Below are 16,156 nucleotides of genomic sequence, written 5' to 3'. Positions count from 1 at the left end.
ACCGTGCTCCGCTTGTGCCTATCAGGTAGGAACTTTGCGCAGCATTTCCAGACCGGTCGCGCCGGAGGCGATTTCTCGCAAGGCGGTAACCGTAGGCTTGTTCTTGCTTTCCAGGCGTGGTTCGTGGCCTTGGGCCAGTTCGCGCGCACGGTAGGCGGCTGCCAAGGTGAGCTTAAAGCGATTGGGGACTTGCTCCAGGCAGTCCTCGATAGTGATGCGAGCCATAGTAGACCTGTTATCAAAAAGAAATAAGAAGGAGATCAGCCCTGATTCAGCAGGGCATCTGCGCCTAATTGTTGAAAGAGTTGGCGATGCCGTACTGACTGAGTGGCAGTGCGCAACCGACTGGCCTGCACAATACTCAATAGCTGCTGTAATGCCGTATCAAAATCCTCATTGATAATAGCATATTGACAGTCACGAACATGGGCGATTTCGTGCTCGGCAGCCTCGACGCGGCGGGCAATGATCTCTTCGCTGTCCTGTCCGCGTTTGCGCAAACGCGCCTGCAAGGTGGGCAAGGAGGGTGGCAAAATGAAAATGCCTACGGCTTCGGGGAAATGTTCGCGGGCCAGACGGGCGCCTTGCCAGTCGATTTCCAGCAGCACATCGCGGCCTGCATTCAGGGCTTTCTGAATGGGTTCGCGTGGTGTGCCGTAGTAGTTGTCATGCACCTTGGCCCATTCCAGCATGGCGTTGTCGGCACACATCTGCTCGAAGCGCGCCTTGTCCACAAAGAAGTAGTGTTCGCCGTCGGTCTCACCAGGGCGTGGTGCTCGGGTCGTGGCCGAGATGGACAGCATGATGTTGGAATCGTTGGCCAGCAGGGCGTTGACCAGACTGGATTTGCCCGCCCCGCTGGGGGCGACAACCATAAAAACAGTGCCAGGATAGCTCGTGGACATGGAGAGCAGACTCTAGAAGTAGATTTTTATAAAAGAATTAATTGCTGCTTAGGTCGGTTTGCCCAAACTCAGTCAGGACAGCCATCACACTGGCCTTGTCCGAGCACAAAAAGACGACCGTGTCGTTGGGGTTCATGGAAAACAAAACCTCTTGTACTTCCTGGGCGGCATCGTCGGCCTGGGCGATGGCCATGACGTGCACGTCGCCACCCGCCTCGAATTGTTCGGGGGGGACGATATTGGCAACGGCGTCCAGGTCGGGCTCGCTGATGGCCAGATACGCCCAGATCTTGTGCTCTTGCTCCAGGATGATCTCAAGCACGTAGCCCGAGTCAGTCTGCTCAATGATTTGGCTTTGTAGTTGCATAATTCAGTGGCTATGTCAGGTAAAGGACAGAGTAGCGGTAACAGGCGCATGATCCGAGGGCTGTTCATTGGCACGCGGTTCGCGGTCAATGTCGCAGGCTGAGCAACGGGTTTTCAAGGCATCGGACAACAAGGCATGGTCAATGCGTAAACCGGCGTCGCGGCGGAATGCAAAACGACGATAGTCCCACCAGGTAAAGGGGCTGCCGCTCTGCTCAAACAGGCGATAGGCGTCATGCAAGCCCAGTGCCAGCAAGCGCTCGAAGGCGGCCCGCTCGGGCGGGGAGACCAGAACATCATCGGCCCACTTGGCTGGGTCGTGAACGTCCTGGTCAGCTGGGGCAATATTATAGTCGCCCAGGATGGCCAGACGGGGATACTGCTGCAATTCTTTTTCCAACCAGTCGTGCAGGGCGGCGAACCATTCCAGCTTGTAGCTGTACTTTTCGCTCTCGAGCGACTGCCCGTTGGGGCAGTAGGCACAAATCACGCGGACCGGGCCGTCAGGCGATGGGTAGGTGGCGGCCAGCAGACGTTGCTGCGGGTCTTCGTAATTGGGCAGATTGCGCTGCACATCCGTGCCCGGCTCGCGGGAAATCAGGGCGACGCCGTTATAGGTTTTTTGACCCGCCCAGTGAGCGTGATATCCCATTTCCTGAAAAGCCTCCAAAGGAAAACGCTCGTCGGGCAGTTTGAGCTCTTGCAGACAAAGCACGTCTACGGGGTTGGCGGCCAGCCAGTCCAGAACTTGAGGAAGACGGACGTTCAGGGAGTTCACGTTCCAGGTGGTGAGTTTCATGGTGTCAGACAATCTAAATAAAGCAGAGGAAGCCGCTGGAGCGGAGCTTTGTCGGTAGAGGTGGTGCAGAGGCGGCCATCAGCGTGTCGGAAACGGGCAAGAGGGCGTTTAGCGTGCGCGAATGCCGCCATCATATCAGCGCTAGCCAGGGACTGGTTTTAAAGCCAGCGAGGCGATGGGGATGAAATTGACCGCTCGACTTGATCTTTGTTCTAGGTCGTAGTGAAAAACAGACACTCTCGGACAAGAAATTTACCCTCAAACCGTCTGCATGTAACAGCTACAAAGTCAGGGTTCAAGACCTGAATGCCGTTGTGGGCAGATTGATGTTTTTAGGGCACTAAAAAGAGGGTGTTTTGCGTAGATCACGCGCCTGCTTGTGTTAAATTGCAGGCCAAGTTGGAACGGTGGGCCAAAACCGATGGAAGTGCTTGGCCGCAGCGCGTGATGCAAGGATTTGCCGTGTAGGAAAAGGGAATAAAAAAATCGCCGTAATGGCGACTTTTTCTGTGTGATCAAAACCGGAAAGAAGGCCAGTTTTGTCTGTCTTGAATGCAAGCAAGATGGAGGCGTGTGCTGGAATCGAACCAACCTGAACGGATTTGCAGTCCGTCACATAGCCAATCTGTCACCACGCCTTTTGTTTTGTCCTGGGACATGTAGAATTATGCCCAAGGACGTAGGGAAAAGCAAGTGTCAAATGACGGGACGTGAAAATCGGTACGATCTGCTGCACGAAAGCGACTGGCGTCCCTCCCTTTTTTTGCCGCCCCTGCGGCGCTCCCTTGTATTAAGGACATGGCATGCAATATCAATTCCCCATTGTGATTATCGATGAGGATTTTCGTTCTGAAAATGCGTCTGGTCTGAGCATTCGTGTATTAGCAGATGCGATCGAGGCTGAAGGCTTCGAGGTGTTGGGAACCACCAGTTATGGCGATTTGAGTCAATTTGCCCAGCAGCAAAGTCGTGCCAGCGCGTTTATTTTGTCCATCGATGATGAGGAGTTCACGCAAGATGGAGACAGCGCCCCGGCGCTGGTCAATTTGCGTGCCTTTATTCGGGCTGTGCGTCGTCGCAATACCGATGTGCCCATTTATGTCTATGGCGAGACCAAAACAGCTCGTCATATGCCAAACGATATCTTGCGCGAGCTGCAGGGCGTCATTCACATGTTCGAGGACACGCCCGAGTTTGTGGCGCGCCACATCGTGCGTGAAGCGCGCAGCTATGTGGAAGGCGTCAAGCCCCCGTTTCTGAAAGCCTTGCTCGACTACGCCGAAGATGGTTCCTATTCCTGGCACTGTCCCGGTCACTCCGGCGGTGTGGCCTTTCTGAAAAGCCCGGTCGGGCAGATTTTCCACCAGTTCTTTGGTGAGAACATGCTGCGTGCCGACGTGTGTAATGCCGTCGAAGAGCTGGGTCAATTGCTGGACCACAACGGGGCCATTGGTGCCAGTGAACGCAATGCCGCGCGTATTTTCAACGCGGATCACTGCTTTTTCGTCACCAATGGCACCAGCACCAGCAACAAGATTGTCTGGCATCACGCTGTGGCTCCCGGCGATGTGGTGGTCGTGGATCGCAATTGCCACAAATCCATCCTGCACAGCATCGTGATGACCGGTGCCATTCCCGTGTTCCTGCGTCCTACGCGCAACCACTTCGGGATTATTGGCCCGATTGCACGCAGTGAATTTGATATCGAGACCATTCGCGAGAAGATCCGCAAGCACCCCTTGCTCTCGCACCTGGATGCCGACACGGTTAAACCCCGCGTGTTGACGCTGACCCAGTCCACTTACGACGGCATTATTTACGACACTCAGGAGATCAAGAATGCCGTGGACGGTTACGTGGAAGTGCTGCACTTTGACGAGGCCTGGATTCCGCATGCGGCTTTCCATCCTTTCTACGGTCAGTTCCATGCCATGGGCAAGAACCGTCCGCGCCCACAAGAAACCATGGTGTTCTCCACCCAGTCCACCCACAAGCTGCTGGCCGGCTTGAGCCAAGCCAGCCATGTATTGGCACAGGACTCGGTAACCCGTAGTTTGGATCGCCATTTGTTTAATGAAGCCTATCTGATGCATACCAGCACCAGCCCGCAGTATGCGATTATTGCGTCCTGCGATGTGGCCGCTGCCATGATGGAGCCGCCCGGTGGACGTGTGCTGGTTGAAGAAAGCATTATTGAGGCGTTGGACTTTCGCCGCGCCATGCGCAAGGTCGAGTCGCAGTTTGATGAGGACGACTGGTGGTTCAAGGTATGGGGCCCGCCAACCCTGGCCGAGGACGGGGTGGGGCAGCCCGAAGACTGGATTATTACGGATGATGTTGAGCACAGTGAGTGGCACGGCTTTGGCCCGCTGGCTGATGGCTTCAATATGCTGGATCCGATCAAGGCGACGATTGTCACCCCCGGTCTGGATCTGACGGGCACGTTTGGTGAAACCGGTATTCCAGCCTCTATCGTGACCAAGTTCCTGGCGCAGCGTGGCGTGATCGTGGAGAAGATTGGCCTGTACAGCTTCTTTATCATGTTCACCATCGGCATTACCAAAGGCCGTTGGAATTCCCTGGTGACGGCCTTGCAGCAGTTCAAGGACGATTACGACCGTAACTTGCCTGTCTGGCGTGTTCTGCCTCAGTTCGCGCGTCAGTATCCTTGTTACGAAGAAATGGGCTTGCGCGATTTGTGTCAGCACGTGCACCAGTTGTACGCCAAGCACGACATTGCTCGTCTGATGACCGATATGTATCTGTCGGATGTGGTGCCTGTCATGCGTCCGGCTGATGCCTTTGCCTGCATTGCGCAGCGTCGTACTGAACGGGTCGAGATTGATCAGCTGGAAGGTCGCGTGACGACCAACCTGATCACTCCTTACCCGCCCGGTATTCCGCTCTTGATTCCGGGTGAAGCTTTCAACAAGACGATTGTGGATTTCCTGAAGTTCTCGCGTGAACTGCACCGCCAGTGTCCCGGCTTTGGTACGGATATCCACGGTTTTGTGGAAGAGGTCGATGCTTCGGGTCAGAAGCGTTACTACGTGGATTGCGTGGCGCAGTAAAACAGTTTGCTATCCAAGGCCGGGGCTGGGCATCGGCCTTTGGCTAGGGCTGTAAAGCAAGCGGGCCTGGTGATGGAGCTTCAAGATTTTGGAAAATATCCAGATTTGAAGCGTCTTTGATCAGGCCCGGTTTTTATGGGCGGTTTGCCTGCGACCAATTCTTGTGACAGGTTCTTGTTGCAGCGTTTCGCTATAGACTCTGGGCCGTGCGCAAAGCACATTCCAGCAAACGCGAGGTCAGGATTTGCGGGTCGCGGTCTGCCCGCAAAATCGCGACAACCCGGCGGTGCAGGCTCGGTTGCTCAATCGGGTATTTGTGCAGATTGTGCTCGTGCAGCAGGCTGTCGGGAATGCGACTGGGCAAGATACAGTCTCCCAATCCTGAGGCGACCAGCCGTAACATGGCGTCGATGGTTTCGACTTCCGCCACAAATTCAGGGTGCAAGCCGCTGCTATGAATCATTCGGCGCAGGGCGTAGTGAGGCGGAAACCCGATCAGGCGCAAGGCCTGGTGGTTTAAGTCTGCATTTGGAAATGGCTCCTGTTTGGCGGAGATACGGCACATTTGGTCGTCAAATAAAGTGTGCGAGACCAAGCCTCCACAGTCCACTGCCGAGTCGTATACAAAACCGACATCGGCCTTGCCGTTTGCCACCAACGCCACCACTTCGGGCGAGCTGCGCCCCAATAAGGATAAATTCACGGCCGGGTGTGAGCTCATGAAAGCAGCTGCCACATCGGACATGAAGTAGTAGCTCAATGTGTGTACAGTGGCCAGCCTTACTGTGCCTGAATTGACGCCATGGTCTTGGCGCATTGCATGGATGGCGCCGTCAATACGACTGTAAGCGGGTTCAATGGCCTGGCGCAGTAGCTCGCCTGCGTCATTCAGGCTGACTCCGCGTCCGGTGCGGGTAAACAGGACCTGTCCCAGGCTTTGTTCCAATGTGTTTAATTGTTTGCTCAGGCTGGATTGGCTTTGTCCCAGATCATCAGCCGCTTTGCTGACCGAACTTAGTTGTGCGATGCGTAAAAAGCATCGCAAGGAACGATCCAGATTGTCGATGGAGCGGAAATCATGCATGCCATTGTCTCTTTATTGTTTTACTTAAATGCGCGAAAAGTGAGTTTTTACTGGGGGCCTTAGGTTGGGGTGGGGAGTGGTGTTTGCAGACCAGTTATTTTGACTGGAATTGCCTATGAAAAAGCCCCGTTTTTAATTGCCTTTATTTTGTTCTAACATCGCCTAATTTGCATCCATAATGCACTCATATTATTAAAAAATTGATTTGTGGTCTAATCATTGATATAATAAAGAAATCGGGGCACTAAGGGCAGTGCCCCCTGGCGATATTGAGCAGGAGTTATTCGTGAGCAAATCGAAACCAGTACGTCGTAAACAGGCCTTTGAGGTTGAGCCCCTGAATTGGGTGGCTCCCAAGAAAGCAGTTGTAGAAACCGATCAGGAAGCCAAGGTGGACGCGTCCAGCGACCAGGCTCAGGACAACTAAGTTCTGACTGTAGGTGTAAAAAGCGCAAGCCATGGTGCTTGCGCTTTTTTTATGCCTGCCGGTTTGGCACTAAGACCAGCGGCGATGGGCCTGGGTAGGGGGCAGATGTCCTTGCTCCAGCAACTGTAGGCTGGCCTGTTCAAAGCAATTCCAGGTGGCCAAGGCCAGTTGTGAGCCGGTGCTGACACGGCGTACGCCAATGGCTGCCAAATCAGGCACGTTCAGCCCCGGATGAATCAGCAGCACATTCACGGGTGTCGGTGCCAGTGCCTGAACTACGTGGGCAATATCGTCCAGCTCGCGTAAACCGGGGGCGTAGACCACATCGGCACCGGCCTGGGCAAAGGCTTGCAGCCGGGCTATGGTTTGCTTCAGATTCAGCGCGCCAATCAGCATGCCTTCGCTGCGTCCCACTAGTAGAACGTCCTCACCACTGCTGCAAATGGCTTGCTTGGCCGCCTGGATGCGGGCCACGGCCAGATCCAGTTCGTACAGCTCGTTGCCTTGGCGATCTTCGATGGACAAACCTGCAATGCCGGTATCAATGGCCAGACGGACGTTTTCTGCGACCTGTTTCGGCTCATCGGCAAAACCGTTTTCAAAGTCGGCATTGAGCGGCAGGTTTGTGCTGGCCGCCAGTTGCCGCAAATGTGCCAGCAGGGCATCGCGGCCCACTTCAAAATCTTCCAGGCCGTTTGACCAGGCAAAAGCGGCGCTGCTGCTGGCAATCGCCTGAGCACCCAAACGTTCCAAGCGTTTGGCTCCCCCTATGTCCCAAGGGTTGGGCAAAACCAGTAAGCCGCTTTCATGCAAGGCTCGAAAACGGCGGCGTTTGTCCTGTGTGCTGATTGTCATGCCGAACTCCTGAGAACAAAAAACGCAAACCGAAGTTTGCGTTTTAATGCCTGGCCACGTTCTATTTTTTCTTGGCTTTCTTGCGGATAACCAGGACGGGGATTTCCGAGTAGGTCAGGACATGCTGTGTTTCGCTGCCCAAGAGCAGACGCTTGTAGCCCTTGCGGCCATGCGAGGACATGACGATCAGGTCGGCTTTTTGTTTTTCAGCGGTAGAGATAATGGCATCGGCCACCAGTTCTGATTTCACCACCAGGCCTTTGACTGAAACGCCAATATCTTTCCCGGCTTGTTTGACGGCAGCCAATTCGGATTGCGCGTGCTCTACCCAGGAGGCTTCGATACGGCTATCCAGTTTCTGGTCAATAATGGGGCCGCCTTCCAGATAGCTTTGTCGATAGCGCGGAATGACGCGCAGAGCCAGCAATTTGGCGCCGCTGGTCTTGGCCAGATTCAGTGCATGGGTGACGGCGTGGGCGGACAGTTCTGAGCCGTCGGTACATACCAGGATACGCTCGTACATGAGGGGGAATCCTATAAAAAGGGTTATCAAGAACGTGTCTTGTGGGTAAGGTATCAAACCATACTGCGAATTACGGTCTTTGTGTCTGCTTTACGGTTTTCCATGGCAGCCGTGTATATTCGAGTGGACGTTTTGTCAGCTTGGCTTTTTTATGCTGGTTATCATATCCCAAAGGGATTGAGGGAGATTCATATGAAAGAAGTAGTGGTAGTCCAGGCATGCCGTACCGCGATTGGTGATTTTGGTGGTGGATTAAAGAATGTGTCGCCAATCGAGATGGGAGCCACGGTGTTGCGCGCGGTACTGGACAGAAGTGGCGTATCAGCGGCAGACGTCCAGCATGTCGTGATGGGGCAGGTCATTCAGACCGAGCCGCGTGATATGTACTTGTCGCGTGTGGCCTCGGTGCAGGCTGGGGTGGGGCATGGAACACCGGCCATGAACGTTAACCGTTTATGTGGCTCGGGCCTGCAGGCTATTGTGTCGGCCGCGCAGGGCATTTTGCTCGGTGATGCCAAGGTGGCCTTGGCAGGTGGTGCAGAAAGCATGAGCCGTGCTCCTTATATGTCCAGCGCACATCGCTGGGGCGCTCGCATGGGCGACTCGGTCATGATGGACATGATGACCGGCGCGCTGACGGATCCCTTTGATCGCGTTCATATGGGTATTACGGCTGAAAACGTAGCTCGCCAATACGGCGTAACCCGTGCCGATCAGGACGAGCTGGCACTGGAATCGCACCAGCGTGCGCGTCGCGCAATCGAACAAGGCTACTTTAAAGAGCAGATCGTACCCATCATCCAGAAAAGCCGTAAGGGCGAGATCGTGTTTGATCAGGACGAACACGTACGCCTGGATGCCACGATGGAGAACTTTACCGGTTTGAAGCCCGTGTTCCTGCCCGACGGTGGCAGTGTGACGGCGGGCAATGCCTCCGGTCTGAATGACGGTGCGGCCGCTGTTTTGTTGATGTGTGCCGAAGAGGCGCGTCAACGTGGTCTGAAGCCATTGGCCAAACTCGTGTCTTGGGGCCATGCCGGTGTCGATCCCAGCATCATGGGCATTGGCCCTGTGCCCGCAACCCGTGTGGCGTTGGAACGTGCCGGTTTGAGCGTGTCGGACCTGGATGTGATCGAGTCCAACGAAGCTTTCGCCGCCCAGGCTTGCGCGGTGGTACGTGAGTTGGGCTTGGACCCGGCGCGCGTCAATCCCAATGGCAGTGGTATTAGCCTGGGCCACCCTATTGGGGCGACCGGCGCGGCCATTACCGTCAAGGCTTTGCATGAATTGCAGCGCGTTCAGGGTCGTTACGCGCTGGTCACCATGTGTATTGGGGGCGGCCAAGGCATTGCGGCAATTTTCGAACGCTCTTGAGCTTGTTGATTGTCCCTCTCTAAGCCTCGTTTAGAGAGCAAGAAAGCCGGAAGTGGTACTAAACCACTTGCCGGCTTTTTTTGCGGCACATAACAGTAAATCTTACAAAACGCCGACCTGATTATTTGTTTTGTAGTGGCCCCTAAGCATCCGGCCAATTGCATCGAATTGTTTTAAAAATTATACGTGGCTTGTGTGGCTGAACACGGAGCCACTTTTTTCTCTAGTCAGAATAAAAGGAGGTTCGTATGCAAGAAGTCGTCCTGGTTCAGGCGTGTCGAACCGCGTTTGGTAACTTTGGTGGTTCGTTACGGAGTGTGCCCCCCGTTGAGATGGGCGCTGCTGTTATGCAGGAAGTGTTGGGCAGAAGCGGCGTATCTGCCTCGGAGGTGGAGCAGGTGGTGATGGGGCAGGTGGTGCTGACCGAGCCCCAGGATATCTATTTGGCGCGGGCGGCCTCCATGAGGGTGGGGGTCGCTCATGAGGCTGTTGCGATGAGCGTGAATCGTTTATGTGCATCAGGTTTGCAGGCCATTATTTCGGCAGCGCAAGCGATCGTATTGGGTGAGGCCCAGGTGGCTTTGGCTGGCGGTGTTGAAAGCACCAGTCGAATACCGTATATGGCGACCTCCCAGCGTTGGGGGAGCCGCATGGGTAATGTGGCCTTGGTGGATGTTTTGTCGGAAATTTTTATCAGCCCTTTGACTCGGGAGCATGTGGGGGTGACGGGGGAGAATGTCGCCAGAAAGTACGGTGTGTCTCGTTGTGAACAGGATCAGTTGGCCCTGGAGTCGCATCGTCGAGCGGCGCGTGCCATTGAAAGCGGATACTTTAAAGAGCAGATCGTTCCGATGGTGGCACACGAGGGGACCGTCTTCGAGCAAGATGAGCATGTCCGGCATGATGGGAGCCTGGAGCAGCTTGCCGCCTTGAAGCCTATTTTCCAGAGCGACGGGGGAACGGTGACGGCTGGCAACATTCTGGGTTTAGCGGACGCGGCGGCGGTGGTGCTGATGATGGAAGAGGGGCAGGCGTGTCGTCAAGGCTTGAAACCCATGGGCAAGCTGCGCTCATGGGCGCATGCGGGCGTGGATCCACAACTTGCGGGAATGGGGCCGGTGCCATCGACTCGCTTGGCGCTTAAGCGAGCGGGGCTGACAGTGGCCGATATTGATGTGATCGAGTCCAATGAGGCGTTTGCGGCACAGGTGTGCGCCGTTGCCAAAGAATTGGATTTTGATCCGGAACGTGTCAATCCGAATGGCGGCAGCATTAGTATGGGCCATCCTTTGGGGGCGACAGGGGCGGCACTCGTGGTCAAGGCTTTGCATGAGTTGCAGCGTATCCAGGGGCGGTATGCGCTGGTAACCATGTGTCATGGCGGCAGCTAAGGAGTGGCCCTAATTATCGAGCGCCAGTGAGCCGTTGCTCATCAAGTGATCGCTGTTATGATGGCGCCTTGCTAAAAAACGCCGGAAGGGGCGCAATGTCACCTTCCGGCGTTGTTTTCTCTGTCTGCAGGGTATGTCCAGGTTCAGATTGCTGAGGGAAAGTTGCTTCTGCCTGAACCGGGGTGCCTGACTGATTTGCAAGGAAGAGTTTCATGGCTGGTGAGCAGGGGGACGATAGTCCTACGTTGTCGGAAAGCGAGGGGATCCGTTATCTGCACTTTGGAACGGAGTGGATTCAAGGTGCAATGCGCATTCGCAAGCCCGCTGAATTGGTCTTGGCCTATACACAACAAATGATGGCCTGGCTGTTGTTTACGCCAGACCCCAAGCCCGAACACAAGCTGGCCATTCTGGGCCTGGGGGCGGGATCCTTGTTGCGCTTCTGTCTGAAGCAGACCGACAGCCAGGTGCAGACCGTGGAATGGAACCCGTCTGTAATTGGGATGTGTCATGCCTTTTTCCGTTTGCCACGTAGCCCACGCTCCCTGATTGATCAGGCTGATGCCGGGGTCTGGGTGCAAGACAGTGATCAGCACGGCCAATATCGCGCCTTGATGGTGGATTTATACGACGCCCATGCCGAAGGCCCGGTGCGCGACAGTTTGGAGTTTTACCAGGATTGCCGTGCCATTCTGGATGACGAGGGCATTATGACCGTCAATCTTTTTGGTGCGCATCCCAGCTTCAAACACAATATTGACAATATTCGTGAAGCCTTCAATGGCAAAGTCTTATTGTTGCCCGAGATGGACGAGGGCAACCAAGTGGTTCTGGCCTTCAAGGGCAGCACACTGGAGATGACGGCCGGAGAGTTGCTCAATCGGGCCGAGCATGTGCAGGCCGATTATGGCTTGCCGGCCACGCGTTGGGCCAGGGAACTGTTGTCGTTTCGTCGACAGATGCTAGACCAGTAAAGTGTTGGGGCAGGGATTACCTCAAGGGGCAAAGTCCTGCTGTTCGCGTTAGACTTAACACCTAAAATTTTCGTTTTTGCATCTAAGGAGTAATTGGATGAAGCTGATCAGATCGGTGCATCAGGTGGCGGCCGCGTTGGCTTGTGTGGGATTGATGTCGGGCGCTGCAGTTCATGCGCAATCTGTATCGGTATCGTCGATTGTGGAACATCCGGCCTTGGACGCCATTAAGGATGGGGTACACAAAGCACTGACTGATGCCGGTTACAACGAAGCCTCGGGCTTCAAATGGCAGTTTCAGACCGCGCAGGGCAACCCTGCCATTGCTGCTCAAATTGCTCGCAAGTTCGTGGGCGACAAGGCTGACGTGATTGTGGCGATTTCCACGCCTTCGGCTCAGGCTGTCGTATCAGCAACCAAGACCATTCCTGTGGTGTACTCGGCGGTGACCGATCCCGTGGTGGCGCATCTGGTTCCCAGCATGGAGCCGTCCGGCACCAACGTGACGGGTGTGTCCGACGCTCTGGCATTGGAAGCCCAGGTGGATCTGATCAAGAAAATCGTTCCCGATGCCAAGCGTGTGGGTATGGTGTACAACCCCGGTGAAGCCAACTCGGCCGTGGTCGTCAAGGAAATGAAAGAGCTGTTGCCCAAGCATGGCATGACGCTGGTAGAAGCCACGGCTCCTCGTACCGTGGACGTGGGTGCGGCTGCCCGTAGTCTGGTGGGCAAGGTCGATGTGATCTACACCAATACTGATAACAACGTGGTGTCGGCATACGAATCCTTGGTCAAAGTCGGTAACGATGCCAAAGTACCCCTGATTGCCTCTGACACCGACAGTGTGGCCCGTGGCGCGATTGCGGCGTTGGGCGTGAACTACTACAACCTGGGCTTGCAAACCGGTCAACAAGTCATCCGTATTCTGAAGGGTGAAAAACCCGGCGATATGGCTTCCGAGACCAGCAGCAATCTGGAGCTGTATGTCAATCCGGGCGCTGCCAAGCGCCAAGGCGTTTCGCTTAACGAGGACTTCGTGAAGTCCGCTACAAAAATCGTCGAATAAGCCTGAGCTGACTGCTTCTTGCAGGTGGGTTGCCACAAGCTGCCCGCCTGTTTCTTTTGTATCCTAGACGTCCAACAATATGTCTATTTATTCAATGTGGGGGGCCCTGGAGATTGGTCTGATTTTCGGACTGGTTGCTCTGGGTGTTCTGATTTCTTTTCGCATCTTGCGATTTCCTGACCTGACGGTCGATGGTAGTTTTCCTTTGGGTGGGGCGGTTGCCGCCATCCTGATCAGTCAGGGCAATGATCCTTTTCTGGCGACCGTGGTGGCAACGTTTGCCGGCGCCATTGCCGGAACCATTACCGGCTGGTTGAATGTCCGCCTGAAAATCATGGATCTGCTGGCCAGTATCCTGATGATGATCGCCTTGTATTCCATTAACCTGCGCATCATGGGTCGTCCCAATGTTCCTTTGATCATGGAACCGACGGTCTTTACGATCCTGCAGCCCGAAGCCATCGCTGACTATATTGCCCGTCCTTTGCTGTTGATTGGTTTGGTGATCATCGCCAAGCTGGCGCTGGATTGGTTCTTCGGTACACAAACGGGTCTGGCCATGCGTGCCACTGGTGCCAATGCCCGTATGGCTCGTGCGCAAGGCGTGGCAACCGGCAATATGCTTTTGCTGGGGATGGCGATTTCCAATGCGCTGGTCGCTTTGGCCGGTGCCTTGTTTGCTCAGTCGCAGGGTGGGGCGGATATTTCCATGGGTATTGGGACTATCGTGATTGGTCTGGCCGCCGTGATTGTGGGTGAAAGCATTTTGCCTGCTCGTAAACTGTTCTACGCCACCTTGGCCGTGGTGCTGGGCGCGATTCTGTACCGCTTCTTTATTGCTTTGGCCCTGAATGCCGATGTGATCGGCTTGAAAGCGCAGGACTTGAATCTGGTCACCGCCCTGTTGGTAACCGTGGCGCTGGTGATTCCATTGCTCAAGAAAAAGCGTGCTCGTAAACAGAAGGGGGCTCAGTAATGTTAGAAGCAAAAAAACTGTGCCTGACCTTTAACCCAGGCACGCCTATTGAAACCCGCGCCTTGCGCGGCTTGTCCCTGACCATTCCTGAAGGGCAGTTTGTGACCGTGATCGGCTCGAACGGCGCAGGCAAGTCTACTTTTCTGAATGCGATCTCGGGCGACCAGTCTGTCGATGATGGTCAAATCATGATCGACAACGTGGACGTGACTCGTCGCCCGGTCTGGGAACGTGCCAACTGGGTTGCCCGTGTGTTTCAGGATCCGATGGCTGGTACCTGTGAGGACCTGACCATTGAAGAAAATATGGCACTGGCGACGTGTCGTGGCAGTCGCCGCGGGTTGAGCCGTGCTGTGCGTCACTCCATGCGTGCTGAGTTTGCAGAGCGCCTGGAAACCTTGGGCCTGGGTCTGGAAAACCGTCTGACAGACCGTATCGGTTTGCTGTCTGGTGGTCAACGTCAGGCGGTCAGCTTGTTGATGGCCGCGTTGCGTCCTTCCAAGATATTGTTGCTGGATGAACATACTGCCGCCTTGGATCCACGTACGGCAGACTTCGTGTTGCAACTGACCAACCGTATTGTGCGCGAAGGTGGCCTGACCACCATGATGGTCACGCACAGTATGCGTCAGGCTCTGGATGTGGGCGACCGCACGGTGATGTTGCATCAAGGCAAGGTGGTGCTGGATGTCAGCGGTGAGCAGCGCCAAGGCCTGGATGTGCGTGATTTGCTGGAGATGTTTGAGAAGGTGCGGGGTGAAACACTAGCCGATGATAGTTTATTGCTAGGCTAGAAAGCACTATTCCGAATCTGGAAAACCGCGTCAACTCTAGGGGGTAAACGCGGTTTTTTTATATTAAAAAATCCCTAGGCATATGATAATACGTGTTCTTTTGGCGTAGGCGGACGACGGGGCAAGTGTAAGGGGGGAGCTGGCTAATCGTAGTCGCCAAACGATTGCAAGATCGGAATGCGTCTCATCGCAAATTTTCCTGTTTGATTTGGGCTTTTTCGACATATACTTGCTGCTTGTCCAAACCATACAATCCAGTCAGTTTAAGCGTTAAACTCCCATGCAACGCTTAGCTCAGGAGTTCTTCATGTCATTTCAAAGCTTGTTGGGTCGGCAGACTTTCCGTATTGCTGCCTTCTCTTCCTTGGTTCTTCTGGCCGCTTGCGGCAACAAAGAGCCTCAAGCTCCGGCCGGCGGGATGAAGGTCCCGGTCAGTGTGATTACCGTCCAACCGACCTCTACCGAGTTGTTCTCCGAGCTGCCTGGACGAGTCGAAGCCATCAAAGATGCACAAATCCGCGCCCGTGTGTCGGGAATCGTGGAAGAAATCAACTTTGAACAGGGCGCTGATGTCAAACAAGATCAGCTCTTGTTTACCATTGATCCTGCTCCTTACCGAGCTGTTCGCAATCAGGCCGCCGCCCAGTTGAAAAATGCACAGGCGGAAGCGCAAAGTGCCAAGCAATTGGCCCAGCGCTATGAGCGTTTGATCAAGGAAAATGCGGTTTCGCGTCAGGATTACGATAATGCCAAGGCCCGTGCGATGCAGGCGGATGCGGCGATTGCTGCTGCGCAAGCCACGTTAGAGAGCGCCAATATTGATTTGGGCTACACCAAGATTGTGTCGCCGGTGTCAGGTCGTATTGGCAAATCCTTCGTAACCGAAGGTGCGCTGGTCTCGGCCGCCAACGCCACGCACATGGCAACCGTACAGCAACTGGATCGTGTCTATATTGATGTGACCCGTTCGACGGCAGAGCTGACTCAACTGCGTCGCGCCATGGCCGATGGCACCTTGAAGTCAGCGGGTGAGGCCCAGGCCAAAGCCAAGGCTGTGCTGGAAGATGGCTCTTTGTACGATCAGGACGGTGTGCTGCTGTTTAGCGGTGTCAGCGTGGATCCTTCTACTTCGCAAGTGACCTTGCGTGCCGTGTTCCCGAACCCTGACGAGATCCTCTTGCCCGGTATGTACGTGCGCGTTCGTCTGGAACAAGGCGTGATTCCCGATGCCTTGTTGGTGCCCGCCCAGGCGGTTCAGTACACCTCGGATGGGGCCTCTAATATTTACGTGGTTCGTGAAGAGAAAGCCCAGTCCGTACCGGTTGTATTGGGACCTGAAAGCGATGGTCAGTATGTCGTGGAGAATGGCCTGCAAGCTGGAGACCAGATCATTGTCGAAGGCTTCCAGAAGATTCGACCCGGTGCACCTGTCCAGACGATGCCTTGGAAGCAGGGCAACAAATCCGCCGCTGCGCCTGCTCCTGATGCGGCCCCCGCACAGGAACCGGCCGCTGCGGCTGAGCCAAACGAAGCCAAGTCTAGCGAGTAAGC

The 16,156-nt window shown here is 55.0% G+C and carries 16 protein-coding genes and 1 tRNA gene; 9 read left to right on the top strand and 8 right to left on the bottom strand.

Annotated elements, in window-relative coordinates; translation table 11 throughout:
• Positions 1-21: 21 nt before the first annotated feature.
• From rpoZ to AC6I6N_RS04365, 5 genes are all read right to left on the bottom strand, one after another.
• On the bottom strand, positions 22-225 hold the full coding sequence (rpoZ, locus tag AC6I6N_RS04385; protein ID WP_003799665.1) for a DNA-directed RNA polymerase subunit omega: 204 nt from the start codon (positions 223-225) through the stop codon (positions 22-24).
• 35 nt (positions 226-260) lie between these two features.
• Positions 261-905 carry a guanylate kinase gene (gene gmk / locus AC6I6N_RS04380; protein ID WP_230017978.1) on the bottom strand — a complete coding sequence of 215 codons (645 nt, stop codon included), beginning with the start codon at positions 903-905 and terminating at the stop codon, positions 261-263.
• A 37-nt stretch (positions 906-942) separates the two neighbouring features.
• Positions 943-1,272: a hypothetical protein gene (locus AC6I6N_RS04375; RefSeq protein ID WP_094196870.1), complete on the bottom strand. Its 330-nt coding sequence runs from the start codon at positions 1,270-1,272 to the stop codon at positions 943-945.
• 15 nt (positions 1,273-1,287) lie between these two features.
• Positions 1,288-2,070 (bottom strand): exodeoxyribonuclease III, encoded by a 783-nt coding sequence (xth, locus tag AC6I6N_RS04370; protein WP_094196869.1) that lies wholly within the window; start codon positions 2,068-2,070, stop codon positions 1,288-1,290.
• Between the two features lie 564 nt (positions 2,071-2,634).
• A tRNA-Cys gene (locus AC6I6N_RS04365) sits at positions 2,635-2,708 on the bottom strand.
• Positions 2,709-2,873: 165 nt separating this feature from the next.
• On the opposite strand from AC6I6N_RS04365, the gene AC6I6N_RS04360 reads away from it, so the two are divergent.
• The gene (locus AC6I6N_RS04360; RefSeq protein WP_094196868.1) at positions 2,874-5,141 is read left to right on the top strand and encodes an arginine/lysine/ornithine decarboxylase; all 2,268 of its coding nucleotides are present in this window, start codon (positions 2,874-2,876) and stop codon (positions 5,139-5,141) included.
• 190 nt (positions 5,142-5,331) lie between these two features.
• On the opposite strand, the gene AC6I6N_RS04355 is transcribed toward AC6I6N_RS04360, so the two are convergent.
• The gene (locus AC6I6N_RS04355; protein WP_497943250.1) at positions 5,332-6,225 is read right to left on the bottom strand and encodes a LysR family transcriptional regulator; all 894 of its coding nucleotides are present in this window, start codon (positions 6,223-6,225) and stop codon (positions 5,332-5,334) included.
• 286 nt (positions 6,226-6,511) lie between these two features.
• On the opposite strand from AC6I6N_RS04355, the gene AC6I6N_RS04350 reads away from it, so the two are divergent.
• The gene (locus AC6I6N_RS04350; RefSeq protein ID WP_159063934.1) at positions 6,512-6,652 is read left to right on the top strand and encodes a hypothetical protein; all 141 of its coding nucleotides are present in this window, start codon (positions 6,512-6,514) and stop codon (positions 6,650-6,652) included.
• 69 nt (positions 6,653-6,721) lie between these two features.
• On the opposite strand, the gene AC6I6N_RS04345 is transcribed toward AC6I6N_RS04350, so the two are convergent.
• Complete coding sequence (locus tag AC6I6N_RS04345) at positions 6,722-7,507, bottom strand: isocitrate lyase/PEP mutase family protein (protein ID WP_497943249.1); 786 nt, start codon at positions 7,505-7,507, stop codon at positions 6,722-6,724.
• A 61-nt stretch (positions 7,508-7,568) separates the two neighbouring features.
• Positions 7,569-8,030 (bottom strand): universal stress protein, encoded by a 462-nt coding sequence (locus AC6I6N_RS04340; RefSeq protein ID WP_009457090.1) that lies wholly within the window; start codon positions 8,028-8,030, stop codon positions 7,569-7,571.
• A 192-nt stretch (positions 8,031-8,222) separates the two neighbouring features.
• On the opposite strand from AC6I6N_RS04340, the gene AC6I6N_RS04335 reads away from it, so the two are divergent.
• From AC6I6N_RS04335 to AC6I6N_RS04305, 7 genes are all read left to right on the top strand, one after another.
• Positions 8,223-9,404: an acetyl-CoA C-acyltransferase family protein gene (locus AC6I6N_RS04335; protein WP_094196865.1), complete on the top strand. Its 1,182-nt coding sequence runs from the start codon at positions 8,223-8,225 to the stop codon at positions 9,402-9,404.
• Positions 9,405-9,652: 248 nt separating this feature from the next.
• Positions 9,653-10,795: an acetyl-CoA C-acyltransferase gene (locus AC6I6N_RS04330; RefSeq protein WP_094196864.1), complete on the top strand. Its 1,143-nt coding sequence runs from the start codon at positions 9,653-9,655 to the stop codon at positions 10,793-10,795.
• 212 nt (positions 10,796-11,007) lie between these two features.
• Entirely contained in the window at positions 11,008-11,769 is a 762-nt protein-coding gene (locus AC6I6N_RS04325; RefSeq protein ID WP_094196863.1) for a class I SAM-dependent methyltransferase, read from the top strand.
• Between the two features lie 97 nt (positions 11,770-11,866).
• Positions 11,867-12,835, top strand: coding sequence for an ABC transporter substrate-binding protein (locus AC6I6N_RS04320; RefSeq protein WP_094196862.1), 969 nt, complete (start codon positions 11,867-11,869; stop codon positions 12,833-12,835).
• 79 nt (positions 12,836-12,914) lie between these two features.
• Positions 12,915-13,811, top strand: a complete 897-nt coding sequence (locus tag AC6I6N_RS04315; RefSeq protein ID WP_094196861.1) for an ABC transporter permease — start codon at positions 12,915-12,917, stop codon at positions 13,809-13,811.
• Positions 13,811-14,605, top strand: a complete 795-nt coding sequence (locus AC6I6N_RS04310; protein WP_094196860.1) for an ABC transporter ATP-binding protein — start codon at positions 13,811-13,813, stop codon at positions 14,603-14,605. Before AC6I6N_RS04315 ends, AC6I6N_RS04310 begins: the two co-directional genes overlap by 1 nt.
• Before the next feature lie 307 nt (positions 14,606-14,912).
• Entirely contained in the window at positions 14,913-16,154 is a 1,242-nt protein-coding gene (locus tag AC6I6N_RS04305) for an efflux RND transporter periplasmic adaptor subunit (RefSeq protein ID WP_094196859.1), read from the top strand.
• Positions 16,155-16,156 lie beyond the last annotated feature (2 nt).

This window comes from Alcaligenes sp. LTN-3 (genome assembly GCF_059735605.1).
This window is presented reverse-complemented; position numbering and strand designations above follow the sequence as displayed.